The organism is Micromonospora sp. AB353 (genome assembly GCF_049538395.1).
GTDB classification, from domain to species: Bacteria; Actinomycetota; Actinomycetes; order Mycobacteriales; family Micromonosporaceae; genus Micromonospora; species Micromonospora aurantiaca.
Genome location: NZ_JBMVFV010000004.1, coordinates 67,423 through 90,347 on the forward strand (window position 1 = coordinate 67,423; position 22,925 = coordinate 90,347).

The following is a 22,925-nucleotide window of genomic DNA, read 5'->3' on the forward strand; positions in this document are numbered from 1 at the left end:
GTTGCCTGACGACAACTGGTTACCCCGTCGGTCGTCGGCTCAATCCCCTCACCCGATCGGGCGGAAGCTCCGCAACCGCAGGCTGTTACCCACCACGAACACCGACGAGAACGCCATGGCCGCTCCGGCGAGCATCGGGTTGAGCAGTCCGGCCGCCGCCAGTGGCAGCGCCGCGACGTTGTAGGCGAACGCCCAGAACAGGTTGCCCTTTATGATCGCCAGCGTCCGCCGGGAGAGCCGGATGGCGTCCGCGGCGGCCATCAGGTCGCCCCGGACCAGCGTCAGGTCGGCCGCCTCGATGGCCGCGTCGGTGCCGGTGCCCATGGCCAGCCCGAGGTCGGCGCGGGCCAGCGCGGCGGCGTCGTTCACCCCGTCGCCGACCATGGCGACCACGCGGCCCTCGCGCTGGAGCCGCTCGACCACGTCGACCTTGTCGGCGGGCAGCACCTCCGCGATCACCTCGTCGATGCCGACCTCGGCCGCCACCGCCTTCGCCACAGTCGTGTTGTCGCCGGTCAGCAGCACCGGCTTCAGGCCCAGCTCACGCAGCCGCGCGACGGCCGCCCGGCTGGTCGGCTTCACCGCGTCGGCCACCGCGAGCACGCCCCGGGCCCGCCCGTCCCAGCCGGCCAGGATCGCCGTCCGTCCGGCGGCCTCCGCACCGGTCGCGGACCGCACGACCTCCTCGGGTACGTCCAGACCCCGCTCCCGCAGCAGCCGGGCCCGGCCGACCACCACGGTCCGGCCGTCGACGGTGCCGGTCACGCCCAGCCCTTCGGCGTTGGCGAACTCGCCGACCGGCGGCAGCGGTCCGGCTTCGGCCGCGGCCTCGGCGACGGCCCGCGCGATCGGGTGTTCGGAGGCGGCCTCCAGCGCGCCGGCTACCCGGAGCAGTTCGGCGGCGTCCTCGCCGTCGGCGGGCAGCACCTCGGCCAGCGCCATCCGGCCGGTGGTGACGGTGCCGGTCTTGTCCAGCACCACGGTGTCGACCCGGCGGGTGGACTCCAGCACCTCCGGCCCCTTGATCAGCACGCCGAGCTGTGCGCCGCGCCCGGTGCCGACGAGCAGCGCGGTCGGGGTGGCCAGGCCGAGCGCGCACGGGCAGGCGATGATCAGGACGGCTACCGCGGCGGTGAACGCGGCGGTCGGCCCGGAGCCGGTGCCGAGCCACCAGCCGAGCGTGCCGGCGGCCAGCGCGATCACGATCGGCACGAAGACGCCGGAGATCCGGTCGGCGAGCCGCTGCACCGCCGCCTTGCCGGTCTGTGCCTGCTCCACGAGTCGCGCCATCTGGGCGAGCTGGGTGTCTCCGCCGACCCGGGTGGCGCGGACCACCAGGCGGCCGCCGGCGTTCACCGTGGCGCCGACCACGGCGTCGCCCTGGCCCACCTCGACCGGCACCGACTCGCCGGTGAGCATGCTGGCGTCGACTGCGGACGTGCCCTCCTCGACCACACCGTCGGTGGCGATCTTCTCGCCGGGCCGGACCACGAACCGGTCCCCGACCGCGAGCCGGCCGACCGGGATCCGGGTCTCCTGCCCGTCGCGCAGCACCGCCACGTCCTTGGCACCGAGGTCGAGCAGGGCGCGCAGCGCCGACCCGGCGGTGCGCTTGGAGCGGGCCTCGAAGTACCGTCCGGCCAGGATGAACACGGTCACCCCGGCGGCGGCCTCCAGGTAGATGTTGCCGGCGCCGTCGCCGCGGGTGATGTCGAGGCTGAACGGGTGCTTCATCCCGGGCATGCCGGCGTCGCCGAGGAACAGCGCCCAGAGCGACCAGCCGAACGCGGCAAGCGTGCCGAGCGACACGAGCGTGTCCATGGTCGCCGCGCCGTGCCGCAGGTTGATCAGCGCGGCGCGGTGGAACGGCAGCCCGCCCCAGACCACCACCGGGGCGGCCAGGGTGAGCGAGGCCCACTGCCAGTAGTCGAACTGCCAGGCCGGAACCATGGCGAGCACGATCACCGGCACTGTGAGCACGGCGGAGACCCAGAGCCGGGTACGCGCGGTGCGCAGCTCGTCCACCGGCTCCCCGCCCGCTGCCGCCTCCGCCTGCTCGGGCGGCGGCGGTACCACGGCGGTGTAGCCGGTCTTCTCGACGGTGGCGATCAGGTCGGCCGGCGCGATGTCGTCGGCGTACCGGACCGTGGCCTTCTCGGTGGCGTAGTTCACCGTCGCCTCGACGCCGTCCATCCGGTTGAGCTTCTTCTCGATCCGGGCGGCGCAGGACGCGCAGGTCATCCCGCCGATCGCCAGTTCGATCAGGTTCGGCGCGGTGGGCAGCGCCTTTCCCGTGGCAGTCATCGCGGCACCTCCGGCGCTCAACTGTGCCCGTGCCCCGGGGTGCCGTGTCCGGCGGCCGGGGTCGGTGCGGTGGTGGATGCCGGCGCGGCGGGCGGCGGCGCGGTCCGGTCGCCGACGAGGACGGTGAACTCGGCGGTGTGCACCGCGTCGCCGTGCCGGAAGTCCAGGTAGAGACGGTACGCCCCGGCCGAGGGCACCTCGGCGGCGAACGTGATCGCCGGACCGGCGGGTGTGCGCCCGTCGCCGGGCACGCCCTCCGGGTGCACGTGCAGGTACGCCAGGTCGCCCTGCCGCAGCGCCACCAGGTGCCCGTACGCGCCGAGGTAGGGCGCAAGGTCGGTGACCGGCCGCCCGTCGCGGCTGACGGAGAGCGTGAGCCGGCTGGTCCGGCCCGGCTCCGGCGTGCCGGTCAGGGTGACCGTGTAGCCGTCGACTGTGGTGCTGGTCGCCGGCGCGGGCAGCGGCCGGGCGGTCAGCTCGCCGGGGACCGTGACGTCCAGGCCGAGCGTCAGCGGCTCGCCGCCTTCGGGGGTGAAGTCGGCGAACGCCCGCCAGACGCCGGGGCCGTGCAGCGGTGAGGCGACCCGCCAGGTGCCGTCGCCGGCCATCTCCGGGTGGACGTGCCGGAACCCGGACAGATCCCGGCGGGCGACGATCAGGTGCATGCGCTTGTCGTGGGCCACCTCGAAGCGGGTGACCGGTGCGCCGTCCGGGCCGGTGATCCGGAAGGCGAACTGCCCGGCCGGGGCGTCGGCGGGCTGGAACGTGTAGCCGCGCTCGGAGACGAGCAGCCCGCCGGGCAGGTGCGCGGAGGCGCCGCCTACCTGGCTCTCGTCACCGTGGCCGGTGTCGCCGGCCCCGTGGTCGCTGTCGCTGTCGTCGTGTCGGGTCTCGGCGGCCGGGGCGACGGGATCGGCCAGGTTGCCGATCCCGTACGCCGCGCCGAACACCGCCACGAGGCCGAGCGCGAAGCCGCTGAGCTTCGTCGCCGTGTTCATGGTGTCTCCTCGGTTGTCGCGGGTCCGCCGGACCCGTCACGCACCGGCGAGGTCGTAGCCGGCCTCGTCGACCGCCGCGCGGACCGCGTCCACGTCCAGCGGGTTCTGACTGGTGACGGTGACCCGGCCGCCGGCCAGGTCGACCTGGACGTCGGTGACGCCCGGAAGTGCGCTCAGCTCGGTGCTCACCGAGTTGACGCAGTGCCCGCAGGTCATGCCGTTCACCTGGTAGGTGGTCTCCATCTCGCCCTCCGATCTGATACCCCCCAGGGGTACTTTCCGAACGTTAGCATACCCCCGTGGGGTACGCTATCCTCGGTTTCATGACCGCGCCGTCCAGCCCGACCCGGGGCTACACCGCCAGCAAGGACCAACTCCTCGCCCGGCTCCGCCGGATCGAGGGCCAGGTCCGTGGCATCGAGAAGATGGTCGAGGACGACCGTTACTGCATCGACGTGCTGACCCAGATCTCGGCCATCCAGGCGGCGCTGGACAAGGTGGGGCTGGGCCTGCTCGACGGCCACGCCCGGCACTGCATGCACGAGGGCGCCGCCGAGGGCCGGGCCGACGAGATGGCGACCGAGATGATGGCCGCCGTCGGCCGCCTGATGAAGCGCGGCTGAGCGGGGACCTTCGACCCCTCCGGCCAGGGCACATCGACCCGCGCCGACGCGCCCGGGCGGACGTACCGTCGATGTGGCGGGCAGGCCGGCCCGGCGGACCCGCGGTGACGGACGGAGGGCGGCCCGATGATGTGGCAGAGCCCGATGATGGGCTGGATGTGGATCTGGTCCCTGCTGGTGCTCGCCGTGCTGGCGGGGCTCGTCTGGGCGGCCGTGCGGTGGACCGGCCCGCAGTACCTGGGCCCGACGACGGCCCGGCGCATCCTGGACGAGCGGTACGCCCGCGGCGAGATCGACGAGGACGAGTACCGGCGACGCCGGGCCGGCCTGGCCTGACCACGCGGTGCGCGCGTCAACGGCCACGGTGTGCGGGAGCGGACGGCCGGGCTGCCTACCATGGCCGGACGACGACCCGGACGTGGTCGACACGTCCGCGCCGGCCGGGTGACCAGACCGGTCCGGCGGACCAGGCGTCGCCGCGACCGTTGGGAGAGACCTCATGGGTGCCGACCACACCCACCCCGCGCCCGCCGCGCCGCCGGGCGTACGACGGCTGCTCGTCGCCGTGGTGGTGCCGCTGTTCGCGCTCACCGTGATCGCGGCGCTGGTGCTCTGGCCCGGGCAGGACCGGGAGCCGATCGGCGGCGCTGACGTCCCCCGCTACCACGGCACGGTGACCCGGGTGGTCACCGAGCCCTGCCCGCCGACGCCGGAGGCCCCGGAGGGCGGCGGTGGCCCCTGCGGCACCGTGACGGTCACCGCCGAGCAGGGCCCGGACGCGGGCCGGCAGGTCGAGACGCCGATCCCGGCCGGGCCGGGCGCTCCCCGGGTCGCGGTCGGCGACGAGGTCGTCCTGGTCGAGCTGACCGACCCGGCCGACCCGGCGGTGAAGTCCTACAACATCGCCGAGCACCAGCGCGGTACGCCGCTGATCTGGCTGATGGTGCTGTTCGCCGCCGCGATCGTGGCGTTCGGCCGGTGGCGCGGGCTCGCCGCGCTCGGCGGCCTGGTGGCCAGCTTCGCCATCCTCCTGGGCTTCGTGCTGCCTGGTATCGGTGCCGGCCAGCCGCCGCTGCTCGTGGCGATCGTCGGCGCCGCGTTGATCATGTTCGTGGTGCTCTACCTGACGCACGGGATCACCGCGCAGACGTCGGTCGCGGTGCTCGGCACGCTCGGCAGCCTGGTGGTCACCGGCGTGCTCGGCCTGCTCGCCACGTCCGCCACCCACCTGACCGGCTTCGGCAGCGAGGACGCCACCACGCTGTCCATGTTCCAGGGCGACGTGGACCTGCACGGGCTGCTGCTGGCCGGCATCATCATCGGCTCGCTGGGCGTGCTGGACGACGTGACGGTCACCCAGGCGGCCACCGTCACCGAACTGGCGCACGCCAACCCCGGACTGTCCCGGCGGCAGCTCTACCGGGCGGCGACCCGCGTCGGCCGGGCCCACATCGCGTCCACCGTCAACACCATCGTGCTGGCGTACGCGGGCGCCTCACTGCCGCTGCTGCTCCTGCTGGTCGCCGACTCCCGCCCGGTGAGCGAGATCCTCACCAGTGAGTTCCTCGCCCAGGAGATCGTCCGCAGCGCGGTGGCGACGCTCGGCCTGATCGCCGCCGTACCGCTGACGACCGGACTGGCCGCGATCGTGACCACCGCCGGGCGGCGCTCGCCCGGCGCGGAGCCGGCGCCCGCCGCGCCCCCGCCGCCGGCCGGACGGGACGACGCGCTGGAGGCCCTCGGCGGCGGAAGGAGTACGGAGGCCGCATGGTGACACTCCGCAGCGTGACCATCGAATTCAAACGCGACGCTGGTCACGGTGTGCCACGGCGAAATCTCGCTATTGGTCGGCTTCCGGACGTAGATCCTCACGAGTGCTGTCAGGTAACCTCGCTGCCGGTCACCGCCGAAGGCGCGCACCGGCGCCAGCGGTGCCGCCGCCCAATCGCCCACGGGCGAACCGGGGAACCAGGTACATGGGGTGAATCCGCGACAGCGGTAGGGGCCACTTCCGTCCCGAACCCGTCAGCTAACCCGGTCGGCGGCCGACGGAAGGGAACACTGTGACGGCACCCCTGCGCCGCTGGCTGACACCCGTGGTGGCCGTGCTGGCCTCGCTGGCCGTGCTGGCCGGCCCGAACCCGGCGACCGCGGCCCCCGCCGCGGCGGCCCCCGGCAACCCCTCGGGCCACGAGGAGGACGGCGACCCGCCGCTCATCACCGAGGCGATCGACTCCGCCAACCGGAACTTCCTCCAGGCCAAGGCGAAGCTCGCCAAGTCCCAGGACCGCCAGCGGCGGCTGGCGGCCGAGGTGAAGACGGCACAGGCCGAACTCGACGCGCTCAGCCCGCAGGTCAACCAGCTCGCCGCCCAGTCCTACCGGACCGGCCGGATGGGCGCGATGGCGATGCTGCTGGAGAGCAACTCCCCCGACTCGTTCGTCCGCCGGGTCAACGCCTTGGACGAGCTGAACCTCCTCAACGCGCAGCGCCTGGCCGCCATCAACGCGGTCAAGACCCGCGCCGAGCAGGCCAAGATCGCGCTCGACGCCGAGGTGCGCGAGCAGGAGAAGCAGAAGAACGCGATGGAGCGCGAGAAGGTGCAGGCCGAGCGTGCGCTGAAGCTCGTCGGCGGTCTCGGCTTCACCGGCGGCCTGGTCTCCGCCACCTCACCGGTCGCCAAGATCGCCCCCGGCCGCACCTCCGACGGCGGGTGGAAGGCCGAGTCGTGCAGCGAGGACGACCCGACCACCTCGGGCTGCGTCACGCCGCGCACGCTGCACGCGTACAAGGAGGTCCGGCGCGCCGGCTTCAAGCGCTTCGTGGGCTGCTACCGGCCCGGCGGGCCGTGGGAGCACCCCAAGGGCAAGGCGTGCGACTGGTCGCTCCAGAACAGCGGCTTCGCGCCCTGGCACAACAACGACACCCGCCGGTACGGCAACGAGGTGGCCGCCTTCCTCATCCGCAACGCCGACCGGCTGGGCATCTACTACGTCATCTGGAACCGGCAGATCTGGTTCCCGGCCACCGGCTGGAGTTCGTACAGCGGACCGTCGAACCACACCGATCACGTCCACATGTCGCTGCTCTGACCCGGACACCACGAAAAGGGGCCGCCCTCGGGCGGCCCCTTTTCTCGTCCGTACGGGTCAGCTCGCCAGCGCCGGGTCGGCGGGCGCGGCCGGGGCGGGCAGCGGGGCCGGGGCCTGCGCCACGGTCCGCACCTCGCCACCGGCGAGCCGGTACGACATGCCCACCACCGTGCACCGCCCGGCGGCCACCCGCTCGGCCAGCACGGCGGACCGGGCCAGCAGCGTCTCCACCGTCTGCGCGATGTGGACGTCGATGATCCCGTCGAGATCCTCGACGCCCTGGCGGGCGGCGCGCAGCAGGCTCGGCGAGACCGCGTCCACCACCGCGCCCAGGTGCCCGGCCGGGGCGGCACCGGTCCGGACCCCCTCCCGGGCGGCCTGGACCGCGCCGCACGAGTCGTGCCCGAGCACCACCACGAGCGGCGTGCCCAGCACGGTGACGGCGTACTCGACGCTGCCGAGCACCTCCGGCCCGGCGGTGTGCCCGGCGGTACGCACCACGAAGAGGTCACCGAGACCGCGGTCGAAGATGATCTCGGCGGCGAGCCGCGAGTCGGAGCAGCCGACGATCACCGCGAACGGGTGCTGGCCGTCGGCCACCGCCGCCCGGTGCCCGGCGTCCTGATTCGGATGCTGCGGGACGCCCGTGACGAACCGGTGATTACCGGCACGCAGCTCGGTCAGTGCCTGTTCCGGGGTGCTCGGCGTCATGTCCCTCACCTCGTCTACCTGGGGAACCACCAGGCCGAACGGCCTCGCGACCCACGGTCACACGCCCCTCGGGGTCCGTCAAGATTCGTGATACGCATTTCATACTTTCCCGTCTCCGCCCCGCCCCGGACCGCGCCGATTCGGCAGGTGGCGAACGTGGCCATAGCATGACCACCATGGCGACCACACCAGTTGAGGACGGGAGCCGCCGTAACTGGACCTTCCTCACCAACCACGGCCACGTGCTGCTGGCTATCGCACGCAACCCCACCGCCCGGCTGCGCGACGTGGCGGACGAGGTGGGCGTGACCGAGCGGGCGGCCCAGGCCATCGTGGCCGACCTGGAAGCAGGGGGTTACCTGCGGCGTACGCGGGTGGGACGGCGCAACGAGTACACGGTCAACCCGAAGGGCCGCTTCCGGCACCCGGCCGAGGCCGACCAGCAGGTCGGCGCGCTACTGGCCCTGTTCGCCGCCGAGCCCGCCGGGGACGCCTCCGCCGGCCGGTGACCCGGGCCGGCACCACGTGTGCCCCGCGCAGGCGGGTGCGGCGGGTAATCTCACCGCGTGCGCGACAGCTTGCGGCCGGGCGCGACCACGGGACGCGTCCGGGCCGGACACCGGATCAGGTCCGTCCTCTCCGGAGCGGCGGTGACCGCCCTGCTCGGCGGCGCGCTGGCGGTGCCCGCGCCCGCGCTGGCCGCCCCGAAGTGCGGCCCGGCCGGCGGCCCCGCACCCACCGAGGTGCCGTGGGCGCTGAGCCGCCTCGACCCGGCCGCCGCCTGGCGGCTCGGCAAGGGCGCCGGGATCACCGTCGCGGTGATCGACTCCGGGGTCTCACCGACCCATCCCCTGCTGCGCGGGCGGGTGCTGCCGGGTGAGGACTTCAACCAGCTCGTCCGCCTGAAGGGGCAGTGCGACCTGGTCGGCCACGGCACCATGGTCGCGGGCATCATCGCCGGCCGGGAGGGCACCGGCACGCCGTACACCGGCATCGCGCCGGAGGCGAAGATCCTGCCGCTGCGGGTGCTGGCCGAGAACAAGGAGAACTTCGACCCGGACGTGCCGGCCGAGATCGGCAAGGCGATCCGCTGGGCCGTCGACCACGACGCCGACGTGATCAACCTGTCCCTGGTCACGCTCGACGACCCGGCGCTGAAGTCCGCCGTGCAGTACGCGCTCGGCAAGGACGTGGTGATCGTCGCGTCCGCCGGAAACCGGCAGGAGAACCGGGAGGACCGGCCCGCCTATCCGGCGGCGTACGAGGGTGTCGTCGCCGTCGCCGGGATCGACGAGCAGGGCGGGCACGTCGGCAGCTCGGTCAGCGGGGACTATGTGGACATCGCCGGCCCCGGCCTGAACATCGTCGGGCCCGCGCCGCAGGGGCCGGGCTACCGGGGTGAGCCGCAGGGCGGGACGAGCTTCGCCACCGCGTACGTCTCCGGGGTGGCCGCGCTGGTGCGGGCCGCGCACCCGGACATCAGCGCCGACGAGGTCGCCTACCGGCTGACCCGCACCGCCGACAGCCCGCCGGACGGGCACAACGCCGAGGTCGGCTACGGGATGGTCAACCCGTACCGGGCAGTCACCAGCCTGCTGGGCACCCGCAGCGACCCGCCGCTGGGCGCGATGCCGCCACCGGCGCCGCCGGCCGACCCGCTGGCCGGGCAGCGCACCGTCGCGATCTGGGTCGCCGTCGTCGGCGCGCTGCTGGCCGGCGTCCTGCTGACGCTGCGGCCCATCCTGGTACGCGGACGGCGGCGCGGGTGGCGGCCGGGCCGGCGCGACGTCCCGCAGGACGCCTGACGATGCACGACGGCTCCGCCCGGCGGGAGCCGTAGCGGAGCCGCTGTGGACCGGTCGGGGTCAGTTGCCCCAGACCTTGGAGTTGCTCATCTCCGTGGTCATGTAGTTCTCGCGCGCGATGCCCACCGCGCCACCGATCTCGTTCAGGACCTTGTTGATGTCCCGCACGGCGGCGTCCCACTGAGCCTGGTGCTGCTGGTAGGCGGCCCGGTCCTGGCCCTCCCACTCGAGCTTGGTCAGCATCGCCCGCAGCGTGTCGAGCTTCTCGTCGATGGTCCGCGAGATGGCCTGCATCTGCTGGTTGCTGCTCTCCAGAACAGCGTAGTCAACCTTGATGCTCATCGATTCCTCCTCTGCCTGTCTTCGCGGATCACGGGTTGAGCGCAGCGTGGAACTTGTCCAGCATCTGCTGCTGCTCTTCGTCGTTGACCTGGTGCGTGGTGCCCGACTTGTCGAGCAGGTCCGCGATGTTGTCCATCGCGGTCAGCAGCTTCGTCGTGTCCTCGTTCCAGCGAGTCATCAGGCTCTGGAAGCCCGTGGACGCCTGGCCCTTCCAGGCCATCGCCAGGTCGTCGACCACGTTCCACAGCTTCTTGAGCTCGCCGTCGACGTCGCTGCGCGTGGACCGCACGTCACTCGCGGCGGTGTGCAGAGTCGCTGCACTGACCTCGAACGCCATGCTTCACACCCTTCCGTCATCTTGTGGCGGCGGTTCCGCCGCGCCCTCCCCCGCGGCAAGGCGTACACACCCCACCGACGGACACTTCATCCGAACCGTAGCGGACGATGTCCAACCCGCGCAGCCCTGCTGACCCATCGTCGTATTCCGACACGCCACTGTCGACAGACGCGGCCCGCAACCCCCTCCGTACCAGGTGGACCGTCGACGCGGAGGTCAGGACCGATCGCGCGAGGATTTGACGATCGTCGACACGCCGAAGGCCAGCACCGCGACCAGCATCACCACCACGACCCACAGCACCGGCTTCTCGAACGCGCGCTGGAACGACAGCACCAGCAGCGCCGCGCAGGTGCTCAGCGCCACCACCTCGGCGGCCCGGCGCAGCCGCGCCGAACGGTTCAGCCCGGCGACCAGCATCAGGACCACGAAGACCGGGATGGTCAGCAGGACGTACAGCAGCAGCGAGAAGAGCAGAGTGTCCACGCGTCGCTCCCGTCACCCGTAGAACTTGGAGTCCCGCACCCAGTCGATCTTGATGTCCTTGATGTCCGGGTCGGAGCCGGTCGGCGCCCAGCCGGGACGGGAGTCCGCGGTGAACGTGAACCGGCTGTCGGTGTGGAAGGCGGCCATCAGCGCGTGCAGCAGCGCGCTGATCTCGCCGAACACCAGGACCAGGATGGCGGCGGTGGCGGCCAGGCCGGCGATGCCGATGGCCTGCGCCAGCGCGGTCGTCGCGGGGAAGAACTGGAGCGCGATCGAGGCGATCACCGCGACCAGGATCGGCATGAGCGCCTGGGCCAGGCCGGAGACCGCGTCGTTGTACGCGTCCCGGGCGGCGGTGAGCGTGTCCCGGTTGGCGGCGAACGCCTCGGCCAGCGAGTTGATCTCCGCACCGAGCTTGCGCAGGAACAGGTCGAACGCGTCCCGGTCGTCGAAGTCCCACTCCGCCGCGTCCGGCGGGACCGCCGCCATCGCCGCGCCGAACTGGTCCGCGCCGAGCAGGCGGGCCGCCTCGTCCCACTTCTTGATGGACTCGTTCACCTCCTGGTTGTCGAACGACTCCAGGTAGAGGATCGTGCCGATCAGCGCCGCCGAGGCGGCGATCCAGACCAGGTTGCCCTTGGCGATGGCCGCCGCCGACCGGACCGGCGCCGTGGTCTGCGCGACCGACACCGAGCCGGTCACCGTCCCGGAGGCGTTGGCGATGAGGATCTCCGGTGGCATCAGGCGTCCTTCCCGTGACGGGCCCGGCCGATCACTTGACCACCCAGGGCTGATCCGACTTCTCCCAGTTCTTCGCGCTCTGTTCGAGCTGCGCGGCGGCCCTGCGCAGATGCTCCACACCGGTGCGGACGTTGTCCAGGTGCCCGTCCACCGCCGCGTTGTGCCGCTCCACCGCGCCGGTGCCGAACCAGCTCAGCGCGCCACCGGGCAGCTTCACCTCGGCCAGCAACGTCTCGACGTTGCGCAGGTATTGGATCGGCCCGTCCGGGGCGTCGAGCCGCTGCCCGGCCTTCCGGATCGCATCGACGTCGACCGTGTTCGGCATCGTCGGCTCCTCTCGCTCAGCGCCGCAGATTGCGGGTCGGGTCGGACAGGTCCACCCCGAACTGACGGAACCAGTCCTCCGGGGTGAGCGTGCCGTCCTGCGCCCGGCGGACCATCTCGGAGTCGCCGAGCATCTCGCCCAGCAACTCCCGCTGCCGCTCCTCGAAGGCGGCGTAGGCCGCGTCGATCGCCGCCTGCATCGCCTCGGCCAGGGAGAAGCTGTCCAGCCGCATCGCCCGCGCGTTCAGCTCGACGTCACCGACCTTCATGTCGCCGTCGACTGTCACCCGCACCAGGCCGTCCGGGCTCTCCCCGGTCACCCGCAGCTCGGCGCGCTGCCGCTGGACCTCGGCCAGCCGGCGCTGCTGCTCCTGCGCCTGCCGCAGCAGACCCTCCACGGCGGCACCGAAACCCGACGGGCTGCTCACGGACGCGCCCCTTCCCACTCGCGGCTGTCGATCGGGCCGACGCTACCGGACCGGCGGCCCGCCGTCCGTCCCGTCAGGCCGGTTCCGTCCACGCGGTCTGGATCAGCTGCTGGCCGTCGCGGCGGCGCACGAGCGTGCCCCGGCCCGGCGGCTGCGGGGTCGGCCGCAGGTTGCCGAACACCGCGCCCTCCTCCCGGCTGCCGGACATCAGCAGGCCCGGCGAGTCCAGCTCGCGCAGGCGTTGCAGCACCGGCTCGTACAGCGCCCGAGCCACACCGCCGACCCGGCGCGTGATGATCAGGTGCAGGCCGATGTCGCGCGCCTGCGGCAGCAGCTCGTGCAGTGCGCTCAGCGGGTTGCTGCCACCGGAAGCGACCAGGTCGTAGTCGTCCACCAGGATGTACAGGTCCGGCCCCTTCCACCAGCTCCGGTCACGCAGCTGGGCGGTGGTCACGTCCGGGCCGGGCAGCCGGTTCTGCAACGCGCTGCGGATCGAGCCGAGGCCCTGGCTGAACACCTGGTTCGACGGCGCGTAGTCGAGCAGGTGGTCCCCCTCGACCGCACCCAGCAGACCACGCCGGTAGTCGGCGATGACCAGCCGCGCCTGGGCCGGGGTGTACCGCTCGGCGATCCCCCGGGCGATCAGCCGCAGCAGGTTCGTCTTGCCGCACTCGGCGTCGCCGAACACGGTCAGGTGCGGCTCGCCCGCCAGGTCCAGGTAGACCGGGGCGAGCGCCGACTCGTTGACGCCGATCGGGATGCCCGGGGCGGACCTGTCGACGACCTTCGCCAGCTCGGTGACCGCCAGCTTGCGCGGCAGCAGCCGGACCTTCGGCGCCGGCTGCCCCGGCCAGTTCGCCGCGACGTGACCGGCGAGCGCCACCGACGCCTCGGTCAGGTCCTCGATGTCGCGCTTGCCGTCGATCCGCGAGATCGCGGTCAGGAAGTGCAGCTTGTCCCGGGTCAGACCCCGACCGGGCGCGCCCACCGGCACGTTCTGCGCGGCCCGCCTGTCGATCTCCGACTCCGACGGGTCACCGAGCCGCAGCTCCAGCTTGGTGCCGAGCAGGTCCCGCATGTTGATCCGGATCTCCGCCCAGCGCACCGCCGTGATCACCACGTGGACGCCGAAGCCGAGGCCCCGGTTCGCCAGGTTGGTGATCGTCTGCTCCAGCTCCTCGTACTCCTGGCGCAGCGTGTTCCAGCCGTCCACGACGAGGAAGACGTCACCGAACGGGTCGTCGGCGAACTCACCCGCCGCCCGGCGGCGCCGGTAGCTCGCGACCGAGTCGATGCCGTGCTGGGTGAACCGGTTCTCCCGCTCGTCGATCACGGCGACCACCTCGGCCACCGTCCGCCGGACCGCCTCGACGTCGCGCCGCCCCGCCACACCCGAGGTGTGCGGCAGCCCGTCCAGGCTGCGCAGCGCGCCGCCGCCGAAGTCGAGGCAGAAGAACTGCACCTCGCGCGGCGTGTGGGTGAGCGCCAGCGAGGCCAGCATCGAGCGCAGCATGGTGCTCTTGCCGCTCAGCGACGCACCGACGATCACCACGTTGCCGCCGGCCCCGGCGAGGTCGACCATCATCGGGTCGCGGCGCTGCTCGTACGGGCGGTCCACGATGCCGACCGGCACGGCGAGCCGGCCACGGCCCGGCCAGTCGGCGGTGGTCAGGCCGTACGTCGGGTGCACGCTCAGCTTCGGCAGCAGCTCGGCCAGCCCGGACGGCTCGGCAAGCGGCGGAAGCCACACCTGGTGCGCCGGCTTACCGCGGCCCTTGAGCTGGTCGATCAGCACGTCCAGCATCGCCACGGCCTTGCCGTCGCCGCTCTGCTCCGGCTCCGGCGCGGCCTCCGCCGGACTCGGCGCCGCCGGCACCGGCACGTAGTCGATGCCGTACGGGACGATCCGGCGCTGCACCTGCGCCCGGGTGGAGCGCTGCACCTGCCCGGGCGCCCGGTACGGGCCGGACACGTAGGCGGCGCGGAACCGCAGCATGGTCGCGGTGTCGGTCTTCAGGTAGCCGTGGCCGGGTGCGCTGGGCAGCTCGTACGCGTCCGGCACGCCCAGCACGATCCGGCTCTCCACCGCCGAGAACGTGCGCAGACCGATCCGGTACGACAGGTGCGTGTCCAGGCCGCGCAGTTTGCCCTCCTCCAGCCGCTGCGAGGCGAGCAGCAGGTGCACGCCGAGCGACCGGCCGAGGCGGCCGATCATCACGAACAGGTCGATGAAGTCCGGCTTCGCGGCGAGCAGCTCGGAGAACTCGTCACAGATGATCAGCAGGCTGGGCATCGGCTCCAGCTGCTCACCGGCGGCCCGCGCCTTCTCGTAGTCGTACCGGGAGACGTAGTTGCCCGCCGCCCGCAGCACCTCCTGCCGGCGGTTCATCTCACCGGCGAGCGCGTCCCGCATGCGGTCCACCAGCGGCAGCTCGTCGGACAGGTTGGTGATCACCGCGCTGGTGTGCGGCAACGCGTCCAGTGAGGCGAACGTGGCGCCGCCCTTGAAGTCGACGAGGACGAAGTTCAGCTCCTCCGACGAGTGCGTCACCGCGAGCGCCGCGACCACCGTCCGCAGCAGTTCGCTCTTGCCGGAACCGGTGGCGCCGATCACCAGGCCGTGCGGGCCCATGCCCTCGTGCGCGGACTCCTTGAAGTCCAGCTCCACCACGTTGCCGTCCGGTCCCAGGCCGAGCGGGATGCGCAGCCGGTCGCGGTGGCTGCGCGGACGCCAGGTCTGCCGGGTGTCCACAGTCGCCGCGTCGCCGACGCCGAGCAGGTCGGGCAGCTCCATGCTGCGGGCCAGCGGCTCCTCGGTGCTGGCGCCCTGCTGCTGGGAGAGCCGGAACGGGGCGATCTGCCGGGCCAGCCCCTCGGCCGCGCTCAGGGACAGCCGGTCCGGCCGGCCGAGCCGCGACGTGGCGGTGCCGCGCACCAGGTCCAGCCCGGTGCCGTCGCCGGCGTCCAGGCAGAGCAACCAGCGGCCGGCGTCGCGCGGGACCGCACCGGACAGGTCGAACACCGTCGTGCCGAGCAGGCCCGGCCCGGTCAGCGCGCAGGTCGCCGAGACCTCGCCGCCGTCCAGCACCACCACCACGTGCGGCGCGGTGGTCAACGGCTTCGCCTCCGGCGCGAACCGGGGCCGTCCGCCCAGGTCCTGGGCCAGCGCGGTCTCCGCCTCGTCCAGCGCGGCGAACACCATCCGGCGCGCGCCCGCCGCGTCCGTACGCCCCGGGTGCTGGGCGTGCGGCAGCCACTTCACCCAGTCCCAGGCGGCCTGCCGGTCCGGCGCGGCGACCACGACCACCAGGAGGTCCTCCGGGGCGTGGAACGTGACCAGCTGACCCAGCGCGGCCCGGGCCAGGTCCAGCACCGGCTCCCGGTCGCCGCGCAACGCGATCCGGCTGAACGCGCGCATCGACAGCGCGGTCGGCAGATCCGGCACGCTGGAGTGGGCCCGGACGAACCGGCGCAGCGCGATCGCGCTCATCGGTTCCAGGTCCTCCACCGGCTTGGTCTCCGGCGGCACGATCTCCACCGCCAGCCGCTGCGGGCCCAGCGCGATCCGTACCTCGCCGAAGTCGTCCTCGGTGATCCGCCGCTCCCAGAGCCGGCGCGAGGCGGCGATCGACCAGAGCGCGTCCGGTTCCGGGTGCCGCCAGGTCATCGCGGCGCGCTGCTGCTCGGCCGCCCGCCGGGTGCGCTTGCGCATCTGCGCGAGGTACCGCATGTAGTCGCGCCGCTGGGCGTTCAGCTCGGCCTTGTCCTTGCCGCCGTTGCCGAGCGTGCCGATCGCCATGCCCAACATGGACACACCGAACAGACCACCCGCGACGTACGTCATCATGCCGCCGCCCCGGCCGGCGTAGAGGAACGCCATCGCGCCCACGCCGCAGAGCATCGGCAGGATCATCAGCACCTGGCCCATGCCCTTGGCCTGCGGTTCCGGCAGCTCGGGCGGGGATTCCAGCAGCACCTCGCCGCGCGGCAGCGCGGGCCCCGGTTGACGCGGAAGTCGGCGGAACACCACCGTACTCACGGCTCTCCCCTCCCCAGAAGCGGCCCTGATCGTGGTCTGCCACCGCCGGTGAGCGTCGGGTGGGCAACCTGTGCGACCGCCATCGTAGGTAATCTCCGTCAGGCGTCGTGGACCCGTGGGGCGACGCCGACGGCCCAGCGGATCGTATGCGAGCACGAGGAGGCCACTGTGGCGACGAAGACGGCGACCGGCGGGCTGAGCCGGATCACCATCGTGGCGCCGCGTACCAGGATGGATCTGGCGCTGCCGTCCGACGTGCCGCTCGCCGACCTGCTCCCCACGCTGCTGCGGTACGCGGGCGAGGACCTGGCCGACGAGGGCGTACGGCACGGCGGCTGGGCCCTGTCCCGGCTCGGCGGTCAACCGCTCGACGGCGGCCGCACCGCCGCGCAGCTCGGTGTCCGCGACGGTGAGGTGCTCTACTTCAACCCGCGCGCCGCGACCGCCCCCGAGATCGTCTTCGACGACGTGGTGGACGCGGTCGCCACCTCCACCACCCAACGGGCGGGCGCCTGGCAGGTGGGCACCACCCGGGCGTTCGCGGTCCTGCTGGCCGGCTCGGCGCTGGCCGCGGGCGCGGTGGCGACGCTGCTCACCGGCCCGCCGCAGCTACCCGGCGCGGCGGCCGCGTTCGTGGTCGCGGTGGCACTGCTGGTCGGCGCCGCGGTGCTGTCCCGCGCCGCCGGCGACAGCCGCACCGGCGCGGTGCTGGCCCTGGTCGGGATCGGGTACGCGGGGGTCGGCGGCCTGCTGGTGCTCGCCGGTGAGCGGACGCTCGGCGAGCTGGCCGGCCCGCACGTCCTGCTGGCCGGCACCGCAGTGGTGGTCTTCGCCGCGATCGCCGCGCTGGCGGTCGGCGACCGTCTGCCGCTGTTCCTCGGCGCGGTCGGCGTGGGCGGCGCGGTCGGCCTCGGCGCGGTGCTCAGCCTGTCCTTCGACATCGGCGCGGCGGCCTCGGCGGCGGTGGTGGCGACTGTCGCGTTCGGCGCGCTGCCGGCGCTGCCGATGCTCGCCTACCGCCTGGCCCGGCTGCCGGTGCCGTCCATCCCCACCGGCCCGGACGACCTCAAGACCGACACCGAGTCGGTGGACGGGCCGTCGGTGCTGCGCAACAGCGAGCGCGCGGACGCGTTCCTCACCGGTCTGCTGTGGACCGTCTCGCTGCTGGTGCTCGGCGGCGAGGTGGTGCTGGCCGAGGACGGCCGGCTCCCGGCGGTCCTGCTCTGCCTGGTACTGGCGCTGCTGTCGCTGCTGCGGGCCCGCCCGTTCCTCAGCCGCGCCCAGCGCACGCCGGTGCTGCTGGCCGGCACCGTCGGCCTCGGGCTGGTCGCCGCCGCCACCTTCGCCGCCGGCTCACTGGCGGTACGGCTCGGCCTGGTCCTCGGTGGCCTGGCCGTGGTGGCCGTGATCAGCCTCGTCTACGGCCTGACCGTGGCCGGCAAGCGGATCTCCCCGGTCTGGGGCCGGACCCTGGACATCGTCGAGATCCTGCTGATCATCGCGCTGGTGCCGCTGGCCGTGTGGGTGTGCGGCGCGTACGGCTGGATCGTCAACCTTCGACCGTGACGGTCCCCATCGCGGTGCCGACCGGCGCGGTGGCGTAGACGCCCGGGCCGTGCTGGCCGTCCAGCGGGCGGGCCGGCACGCCGGCGCGCCGGGCCATCTCCCGGACCGCCTTCACCAGCGCCTCGGCGTGCCCGTCCATGGCCGCCACCCGCAGCAGCGGCGGCACCCGCCGGCCACCCGGGAGCACCACCGCGGCGACCGTGTGCGAGGGCGCGGAGGTGGCGGTGACCGCGTCCACCAGTGCGCCGAGCGAGCCGTTGGGGCGTACCCGCAGGGCCAGGCAGCGCTGCGTCCAGCCGCCCCCGCGCAGGCTGGTCCACGTCTCCACCGGGGACTCCGGCGCCAGGTCGAGCCCGGCGCCGGACACCACCGCCGCGTGCAGCTCGTTGCGGTCGAGCACCCGGTGACCGAGGCCGGCGGCGTTGAGCGCCTTGCCGAGCCGGCCCACCCCGGCCGCCACCGTGCGGTGCACGCCGCGCAGGCCGCCGCCCCGGCTCACCGCCTCGGCCCGCGCGTCGGACACCGACAGGCGCAGCGCCACCCACACCGTCCGGTACGCGGACGGCGGCGCGCCTGGTGCCGGGTACCAGACCAGGGTGTGCGAGACGACCTGGGTCTGGGTGACCGGGCCGGAGAAGTCGGCGAGCACCGCGAGCGCCCGGTCGACCACCGCCGCCTCGATCGAGCCGGCGGGCGCGCCGGGACGGCCGGTCAGCGCCAGCGCGGCGAACCAGCCCCGGTCGTCCTGCCCGATGCCGAGCCGGGTGCCGCGCTCGGTCAGCTCCACCACCGTCAGTTCGGGGGCGAGCGCGGCGAGCCGCGGGTCACCGCCGGGCGCCGCGCCCCGGGCCCGGTCGCGCCGCCGGCGCAGCCGGCGGCGGAGCATCAGGTCCTCGTACCACCAGCGGCCGCCCCGGCGCGCGAACGCCGCGACCACCGCCAGCAGCGCCAGGACGCCGACCACCGCGAGCAGCCACGCCGGGCCGCCGGTGGCGAACCAGACGGCGAGCGCCGCGCACTCCACCATCACGAGCTGCCCGACCACGACCGGGCCGAGGCGGCCCCGGCGGCGCTTGTCGGCCGGGGTGACCGGCCGGTCCGGCGGTACGGCGGGAACGGTGGCGGTACGACCGGGTGGCGCCTGGAGCTGCGTCATCGGTGTGCGTCCCTTCTGGACATCCTGGGCATCCGCCGGGCGGGTGCGGTCGTTCGGGCGGCGGACGGGGTCCGGCGCACCCCCGACGGCCCCTTATCGTAGGGAAGCCCGCGGCGCTGTTCGGACCTGTCGCCGCGGACCCACCCCCGCCGGAGGTTAGTCATGCGGACCCGCCGCGATCAGGTGCAGGCGTACCGCTTCGTCACCCGCCGCATCGTCTCGGCGCTGCTCTCCGGCGATCCGGAGACGAACGACCTGCCGATGCGCCGCCTCGGCATGGCGGTGTTCGGCAGCGTCATCGCGGCCGCCGTGGTGCTCGGCGGCGTGGGCGCGTACGGGCAGCTCACCAGCAACTCCGCGCCGCTGGAGCCGAACACGCTGGTGATCGAGCGGGAGACCGGCGCGACGTACTACTTCGGTGAGGACCGGGTGCTGCGCCCGACGCTCAACTACGCCTCGGCGCGGCTGATCGTCAACGACGCGGCGGCGCAGCCGCGCACCATGTCCCAGGCGTCGATCAAGGACCGTCCACGCGGTCGGCTGGTCGGCATCGTGGGCGCCCCGGACGACCTGCCCGACCGCAAGTCCCTGGTCGGACTGCCCTGGTCGGTGTGCGACGTACCGGATCCGAACGACCCGCAGCGCTCCACCACGCACCTGGTGATCGACCGCGCCCTGCCCGGCGGCACGTCGCTGACCGACCGGGCCGTGGTGGTGCGGACCAGCGATGCCCGTTACCTGCTCACCGGCGGTTCCCGGCTGCAGGTCGCCGGCGACGAGCAGGCGCTGGTGGCGTTGAAGATGGCCGGCGCGACGAACCTGACGGTCGGGCAGCAACTGCTGAACGCGGTGCCGGTCGGTCCGGTGCTGCGCAAGCCGGCGATCGCCGGGGACGGCAGCGCGAGCGGGCTCACGGTGGCCGACCGGCCGGCCCGGATCGGCCAGGTCTACCAGGCCGCGGGCCAGTACTACGTGCTCACCCGGCAGGGCCTGGCCACCGTCCGCGAGGTCACCGCGCTGCTGCTGCTCGGCAGCGGCGGTGAGGTGACGCAGATCACCCCGGACGAGGCGGGCCGGCTCCTCACCGACCAGCGGCTGGACGCGGACGGCCTGCCCGCCCGGCTGCCGACGCTGCACGAGGTCCGGCCGGGACGGACGGTGCTCTGCGCCACCTACCGGCCCGGCCCGGCCGGTCAGCCGCCGACGACCACGCTGGAGGTCTTCGACTCCCCGCCGGCCGAGCTGACCTCGGCGACCGCGATGCCGGCCCGGCAGGGCGCCCGGGACGCGGTACGCACCGCCGAGAACGTGCTGCTACCGGGCGGCAAGGGCGTGCTGGTGCAGGCCACGGCCGGGGAGAGCGGCAAGGCGGCGGCCGGCTCGACGGTCTACCTGATCACCGCCCAGGGCATCCGCTATCCGCTCGGCACCGCCGGGGGCGACGCCCGGAGCGCGCTCGGGTACGGCGACGTGACGCCACTGGCCGTACCGGCCTCGCTGCTGGCGCTGGTGCCGACCGGCCCGACGCTGTCCCGCGAGGACGCGATGACCTACTTCGATGCGTCGGCGCCCCCGGGTGCCACCGCGACACCCTCGGCCGGTGGCGCGGCGGCGCAGGTCCAGGGCGGTTAGGCAGCCGCCCGCGGGTCCGAAGTGGAGGAGCCCCGTCACGGGTCGCCCGGGTTGGCTCGCTTCGACTAACCTGAGTACGGCGAACGGTTATCGACGATGACTACGGGGATGCAGCCATGACGGGGCGCACGACGGTAGACGTACTGTCCTTGGAGGACTTCCACCAGCGGCTCGAGCGGCGCCTGCACGAGGCGGAGTCGGTGTTGCGCAAGCTCAACACCCAGATGCAGTGCCGCCCGCCGGCGCTCGGCACGTTCACCGACGCGACCGACAACGCACGTCGCTACTCCGAGACGCACCAGAGCTACGTCAACCACGTCGACCGGCTGCGCCGGGCGATCCTGGCCGCCCGCGAGGCGACCCACAAGATCATGACGAACTACAGGACCGCCGAGGCCCGCAACGCCGCCGCCGCGGCCGACATCGCCGCCGCCCTCTCCGGGCTCAACGAGGCGATGAAGCAGCCGAAGGAGGATCCGCGTGTCTGAGTACACCCGGCGCTACGAGCACGTCAGCCACGAGGAGCTCTACCAGGGCGTCAACGCCGGCGACCCGAAGCAGATCGAGGCGCTCAGCGCCCAGTGGACCTCCCTGAAGGGCACGCTCGACGACCTCGGCCGCGACCTGACCGCCGACCTGGAGGCGCTGGCGAAGTCCTGGACCGGCGACGCCGCGCGGGAGTTCCACCGCCGGCTGGACATGGTCGTCCGCTACTCCGGCAACCTGTCCGAGGGCATGACCGGCATCCGTCAGGGCCTGGACATGATGTCCAGCGAGCTGCGGGCCGCGCAGTCCAAGGCGGAGAGCCCGGAGAAGACCGACGACAACGACAAGCTGCTCTCCGGCGCCGGCAAGGGCTTCCTGATCGGCGGCGCCCCGGGCGCGGTGATCGGCGGGATCGTCGGCCACCAGCAGGACAAGGCCGAGCAGGAGAAGGCGCACCAGCGGATGGTGCAGGTCGTGGCGAAGCTCGCCGAGGGCTACGACTTCTCGGCGTACGGCCGCATCGTCGTGCCGGACCCGCCGGAGACCGAGTTGCCCGGCCACACCAGCAACGGCGACCCGACGCTGCAGAACGGCCCGTCGGTGAAGACACCGTCGTCCGGCCCGAGCCTGGGCAGTTTCGGCCCGGGCGCCAACGCCACCGCCACCACGTCGGGCGTGCACCACACGGCCCCGACCGCCGGCACGCCGGGCGAGGGCACGCCCGGTGCGGGCACTCCGGGCGGCCAGCCCGGCGCAGGCGCTCCGGGTTCGGTGCCGACCAGCGGCACCGTCGACCCGGGCGGCACCTCGCTGGCCGGTGCCGCGCCGCTGACCAGCACCGTCGGTGGTCCGACGATCGGCGGCGGCCCGGGCTTCGGTCCCGGCGGTGCCGGCCCGACGACGATGAGCGCCGGCGGACCGGGTGGCGGGCTCTACGGCGCCCCCGGTGTGCTGAGCACCGGCTCGCTCGCGGGCACCGGCACCAACGCGGCGTCCTCGGCCCGCTTCGGCGGCATGTCCGGCGCGGAGAACCGTTCGGCGGCCGGCACCGGCCGGCTCACCTCCGGCCGTGGCCTGGTGGTCGACGCCGGCAGCAAGCCCGCCGAGCGCACCGGCGGCGCCACCGGGCGGCCCGCGATGGCCGGCCGCGGCGGCGTGCTGGGTGGGCGCGGCGGCCACGGTGACGACGAGTCCGACGGCCGGCTGACCTGGCTCACCGAGGACGAGATGGTCTGGAGCGACGGCGACGCCGCCCCGCCGCCGGTGCTCGGCGGCAACTGAGTCCGGCCTTCACGAAGCGGCGCGGCACCCCGGCAGGGGCGCCGCGCCGTTGCGCGTCCGGCCTGCGTGCGTGTCCGTCCACACCGACCCGTGGGGTGGCTCACGTAACCCGCAAGATCCTTGAGCTGCGGGATCGTCCGTCGACCGATAGGTTGAACAGGTGCTGCCCGTAGCGTTCACCCCGTCCACCTGGACGGCGACGCTGCGCCGGATCGCCCGCACGGCTGTGGCCGGCCTGGTGATCATCGTCGGCCTCCAGGGCATCGCCGCCGCACCCGCCCACGCCGCCGCGGCCTCGCACGCCACAGTCGCCTCGCACGCCGTCGCGATCGAGCACGCCGGGGCGCGGCAGGCGGTCACGACCGGCGCCGCGCGTTCCGCCGGCCTCCCGGCCACCGACGCGACGACCGCCGCCCTGCGGACCACCGGTCCCGGCACCGGTCCGGCCGTCACGGAAGCCCTCGCCGCCGACCCCGCCGGGCGCGTCCCCGGCGTCGAGGTCGTCGCCGCCGCCGACCCCGGCCGGGCGGACATCGCCCGTCGCGGTCCGCCGCGCACCTGACCGGGCGCCCCT

Annotated in this window: 23 protein-coding genes and 1 riboswitch; of the genes, 11 read left to right on the plus strand and 12 right to left on the minus strand. The window is 73.7% G+C overall.

What is annotated here, in order from left to right; genetic code table 11:
• Positions 1 to 48 precede the first annotated feature (48 nt).
• From ACPCK6_RS03215 to ACPCK6_RS03225, 3 genes are read right to left on the minus strand one after another with little or no spacing between them, the layout of a single operon-like run.
• Positions 49 to 2,304 carry a heavy metal translocating P-type ATPase gene (locus ACPCK6_RS03215; RefSeq protein ID WP_423480295.1) on the minus strand — a complete coding sequence of 752 codons (2,256 nt, stop codon included), beginning with the start codon at positions 2,302 to 2,304 and terminating at the stop codon, positions 49 to 51.
• A 17-nt stretch (positions 2,305 to 2,321) separates the two neighbouring features.
• Entirely contained in the window at positions 2,322 to 3,302 is a 981-nt protein-coding gene (locus ACPCK6_RS03220) for a DUF8832 domain-containing protein (RefSeq protein WP_423480296.1), read from the minus strand.
• Between the two features lie 36 nt (positions 3,303 to 3,338).
• Positions 3,339 to 3,545, minus strand: a complete 207-nt coding sequence (locus tag ACPCK6_RS03225; protein ID WP_423480297.1) for a heavy-metal-associated domain-containing protein — start codon at positions 3,543 to 3,545, stop codon at positions 3,339 to 3,341.
• Positions 3,546 to 3,625: 80 nt separating this feature from the next.
• On the opposite strand from ACPCK6_RS03225, the gene ACPCK6_RS03230 reads away from it, so the two are divergent.
• The 4 genes from ACPCK6_RS03230 (at position 3,626) to ACPCK6_RS03245 (ending at position 7,017) form a co-directional block, all read left to right on the plus strand.
• Positions 3,626 to 3,925, plus strand: coding sequence for a metal-sensitive transcriptional regulator (locus ACPCK6_RS03230; protein WP_013283780.1), 300 nt, complete (start codon positions 3,626 to 3,628; stop codon positions 3,923 to 3,925).
• Between the two features lie 126 nt (positions 3,926 to 4,051).
• Positions 4,052 to 4,261: an SHOCT domain-containing protein gene (locus ACPCK6_RS03235; RefSeq protein ID WP_030503502.1), complete on the plus strand. Its 210-nt coding sequence runs from the start codon at positions 4,052 to 4,054 to the stop codon at positions 4,259 to 4,261.
• Positions 4,262 to 4,424: 163 nt separating this feature from the next.
• Positions 4,425 to 5,699 carry a YibE/F family protein gene (locus ACPCK6_RS03240; protein ID WP_396882135.1) on the plus strand — a complete coding sequence of 425 codons (1,275 nt, stop codon included), beginning with the start codon at positions 4,425 to 4,427 and terminating at the stop codon, positions 5,697 to 5,699.
• Between the two features lie 154 nt (positions 5,700 to 5,853).
• A riboswitch (cyclic di-AMP (ydaO/yuaA leader) is annotated at positions 5,854 to 5,984 on the plus strand.
• Between the two features lie 4 nt (positions 5,985 to 5,988).
• Positions 5,989 to 7,017, plus strand: coding sequence for a coiled-coil domain-containing protein (locus ACPCK6_RS03245; protein WP_318332128.1), 1,029 nt, complete (start codon positions 5,989 to 5,991; stop codon positions 7,015 to 7,017).
• 57 nt (positions 7,018 to 7,074) lie between these two features.
• Here ACPCK6_RS03245 and ACPCK6_RS03250 read toward each other — a convergent pair whose 3' ends face one another.
• Positions 7,075 to 7,728 (minus strand): carbonic anhydrase, encoded by a 654-nt coding sequence (locus ACPCK6_RS03250; protein ID WP_318332127.1) that lies wholly within the window; start codon positions 7,726 to 7,728, stop codon positions 7,075 to 7,077.
• A gap of 167 nt (positions 7,729 to 7,895) precedes the next feature.
• Between ACPCK6_RS03250 and ACPCK6_RS03255 the strand changes: the two genes are divergently transcribed.
• Both ACPCK6_RS03255 and mycP read left to right on the plus strand, forming a co-directional pair.
• Complete coding sequence (locus tag ACPCK6_RS03255; RefSeq protein WP_396882133.1) at positions 7,896 to 8,237, plus strand: helix-turn-helix transcriptional regulator; 342 nt, start codon at positions 7,896 to 7,898, stop codon at positions 8,235 to 8,237.
• Between the two features lie 57 nt (positions 8,238 to 8,294).
• The gene (gene mycP, locus ACPCK6_RS03260; protein ID WP_318332125.1) at positions 8,295 to 9,533 is read left to right on the plus strand and encodes a type VII secretion-associated serine protease mycosin; all 1,239 of its coding nucleotides are present in this window, start codon (positions 8,295 to 8,297) and stop codon (positions 9,531 to 9,533) included.
• A gap of 60 nt (positions 9,534 to 9,593) precedes the next feature.
• Here mycP and ACPCK6_RS03265 read toward each other — a convergent pair whose 3' ends face one another.
• From ACPCK6_RS03265 to eccCa, 7 genes are all read right to left on the minus strand, one after another.
• Positions 9,594 to 9,875 (minus strand): WXG100 family type VII secretion target, encoded by a 282-nt coding sequence (locus ACPCK6_RS03265; protein WP_013283773.1) that lies wholly within the window; start codon positions 9,873 to 9,875, stop codon positions 9,594 to 9,596.
• A 28-nt stretch (positions 9,876 to 9,903) separates the two neighbouring features.
• Positions 9,904 to 10,212: a WXG100 family type VII secretion target gene (locus ACPCK6_RS03270; RefSeq protein WP_013283772.1), complete on the minus strand. Its 309-nt coding sequence runs from the start codon at positions 10,210 to 10,212 to the stop codon at positions 9,904 to 9,906.
• Positions 10,213 to 10,428: 216 nt separating this feature from the next.
• Positions 10,429 to 10,698: a hypothetical protein gene (locus ACPCK6_RS03275; protein ID WP_423480298.1), complete on the minus strand. Its 270-nt coding sequence runs from the start codon at positions 10,696 to 10,698 to the stop codon at positions 10,429 to 10,431.
• Between the two features lie 12 nt (positions 10,699 to 10,710).
• Positions 10,711 to 11,439, minus strand: coding sequence for a hypothetical protein (locus ACPCK6_RS03280; RefSeq protein WP_135243014.1), 729 nt, complete (start codon positions 11,437 to 11,439; stop codon positions 10,711 to 10,713).
• Positions 11,440 to 11,470: 31 nt separating this feature from the next.
• The gene (locus tag ACPCK6_RS03285) at positions 11,471 to 11,764 is read right to left on the minus strand and encodes a hypothetical protein (protein WP_194798849.1); all 294 of its coding nucleotides are present in this window, start codon (positions 11,762 to 11,764) and stop codon (positions 11,471 to 11,473) included.
• A gap of 16 nt (positions 11,765 to 11,780) precedes the next feature.
• Positions 11,781 to 12,191 carry a YbaB/EbfC family nucleoid-associated protein gene (locus ACPCK6_RS03290; protein WP_135243012.1) on the minus strand — a complete coding sequence of 137 codons (411 nt, stop codon included), beginning with the start codon at positions 12,189 to 12,191 and terminating at the stop codon, positions 11,781 to 11,783.
• 73 nt (positions 12,192 to 12,264) lie between these two features.
• Positions 12,265 to 16,230: a type VII secretion protein EccCa gene (gene eccCa / locus ACPCK6_RS03295; RefSeq protein WP_423480299.1), complete on the minus strand. Its 3,966-nt coding sequence runs from the start codon at positions 16,228 to 16,230 to the stop codon at positions 12,265 to 12,267.
• A gap of 168 nt (positions 16,231 to 16,398) precedes the next feature.
• Between eccCa and eccD the strand changes: the two genes are divergently transcribed.
• Complete coding sequence (gene eccD / locus ACPCK6_RS03300) at positions 16,399 to 17,796, plus strand: type VII secretion integral membrane protein EccD (RefSeq protein WP_423480300.1); 1,398 nt, start codon at positions 16,399 to 16,401, stop codon at positions 17,794 to 17,796.
• Here eccD and ACPCK6_RS03305 read toward each other — a convergent pair.
• Positions 17,780 to 18,952 (minus strand): type VII secretion protein EccE, encoded by a 1,173-nt coding sequence (locus ACPCK6_RS03305; protein ID WP_423480301.1) that lies wholly within the window; start codon positions 18,950 to 18,952, stop codon positions 17,780 to 17,782. The genes eccD and ACPCK6_RS03305 overlap by 17 nt on opposite strands.
• A gap of 162 nt (positions 18,953 to 19,114) precedes the next feature.
• Between ACPCK6_RS03305 and eccB the strand changes: the two genes are divergently transcribed.
• The 4 genes from eccB (at position 19,115) to ACPCK6_RS03325 (ending at position 22,913) form a co-directional block, all read left to right on the plus strand.
• Positions 19,115 to 20,584, plus strand: coding sequence for a type VII secretion protein EccB (gene eccB, locus ACPCK6_RS03310; protein WP_423480302.1), 1,470 nt, complete (start codon positions 19,115 to 19,117; stop codon positions 20,582 to 20,584).
• Between the two features lie 116 nt (positions 20,585 to 20,700).
• Positions 20,701 to 21,072 carry a DUF2563 family protein gene (locus ACPCK6_RS03315; RefSeq protein ID WP_423480303.1) on the plus strand — a complete coding sequence of 124 codons (372 nt, stop codon included), beginning with the start codon at positions 20,701 to 20,703 and terminating at the stop codon, positions 21,070 to 21,072.
• Positions 21,065 to 22,351, plus strand: coding sequence for a WXG100 family type VII secretion target (locus ACPCK6_RS03320; RefSeq protein ID WP_423480304.1), 1,287 nt, complete (start codon positions 21,065 to 21,067; stop codon positions 22,349 to 22,351). Before ACPCK6_RS03315 ends, ACPCK6_RS03320 begins: the two co-directional genes overlap by 8 nt.
• Before the next feature lie 160 nt (positions 22,352 to 22,511).
• Positions 22,512 to 22,913 carry a hypothetical protein gene (locus tag ACPCK6_RS03325; protein ID WP_423480305.1) on the plus strand — a complete coding sequence of 134 codons (402 nt, stop codon included), beginning with the start codon at positions 22,512 to 22,514 and terminating at the stop codon, positions 22,911 to 22,913.
• The last annotated feature ends 12 nt before the right edge of the window (positions 22,914 to 22,925 follow it).

What these genes read in the sequence shown, in the direction of transcription:
- ACPCK6_RS03265 (WP_013283773.1), bottom strand. Translation starts at nt 9,875, where the DNA reads ATGAGCATCAAGGTTGACTACGCTGTTCTGGAGAGCAGCAACCAGCAG.
- ACPCK6_RS03315 (WP_423480303.1), top strand. Translation starts at nt 20,701, where the DNA reads ATGACGGGGCGCACGACGGTAGACGTACTGTCCTTGGAGGACTTCCAC.
- ACPCK6_RS03305 (WP_423480301.1), bottom strand. Translation starts at nt 18,952, where the DNA reads ATGACGCAGCTCCAGGCGCCACCCGGTCGTACCGCCACCGTTCCCGCC.
- ACPCK6_RS03215 (WP_423480295.1), bottom strand. Translation starts at nt 2,304, where the DNA reads ATGACTGCCACGGGAAAGGCGCTGCCCACCGCGCCGAACCTGATCGAA.
- eccB (WP_423480302.1), top strand. Translation starts at nt 19,115, where the DNA reads ATGCGGACCCGCCGCGATCAGGTGCAGGCGTACCGCTTCGTCACCCGC.
- ACPCK6_RS03255 (WP_396882133.1), top strand. Translation starts at nt 7,896, where the DNA reads ATGACCACCATGGCGACCACACCAGTTGAGGACGGGAGCCGCCGTAAC.
- ACPCK6_RS03225 (WP_423480297.1), bottom strand. Translation starts at nt 3,545, where the DNA reads ATGGAGACCACCTACCAGGTGAACGGCATGACCTGCGGGCACTGCGTC.
- ACPCK6_RS03230 (WP_013283780.1), top strand. Translation starts at nt 3,626, where the DNA reads ATGACCGCGCCGTCCAGCCCGACCCGGGGCTACACCGCCAGCAAGGAC.
- ACPCK6_RS03280 (WP_135243014.1), bottom strand. Translation starts at nt 11,439, where the DNA reads ATGCCACCGGAGATCCTCATCGCCAACGCCTCCGGGACGGTGACCGGC.
- ACPCK6_RS03235 (WP_030503502.1), top strand. Translation starts at nt 4,052, where the DNA reads ATGATGTGGCAGAGCCCGATGATGGGCTGGATGTGGATCTGGTCCCTG.
- ACPCK6_RS03220 (WP_423480296.1), bottom strand. Translation starts at nt 3,302, where the DNA reads ATGAACACGGCGACGAAGCTCAGCGGCTTCGCGCTCGGCCTCGTGGCG.
- ACPCK6_RS03270 (WP_013283772.1), bottom strand. Translation starts at nt 10,212, where the DNA reads ATGGCGTTCGAGGTCAGTGCAGCGACTCTGCACACCGCCGCGAGTGAC.
- ACPCK6_RS03240 (WP_396882135.1), top strand. Translation starts at nt 4,425, where the DNA reads ATGGGTGCCGACCACACCCACCCCGCGCCCGCCGCGCCGCCGGGCGTA.
- ACPCK6_RS03250 (WP_318332127.1), bottom strand. Translation starts at nt 7,728, where the DNA reads ATGACGCCGAGCACCCCGGAACAGGCACTGACCGAGCTGCGTGCCGGT.
- ACPCK6_RS03285 (WP_194798849.1), bottom strand. Translation starts at nt 11,764, where the DNA reads ATGCCGAACACGGTCGACGTCGATGCGATCCGGAAGGCCGGGCAGCGG.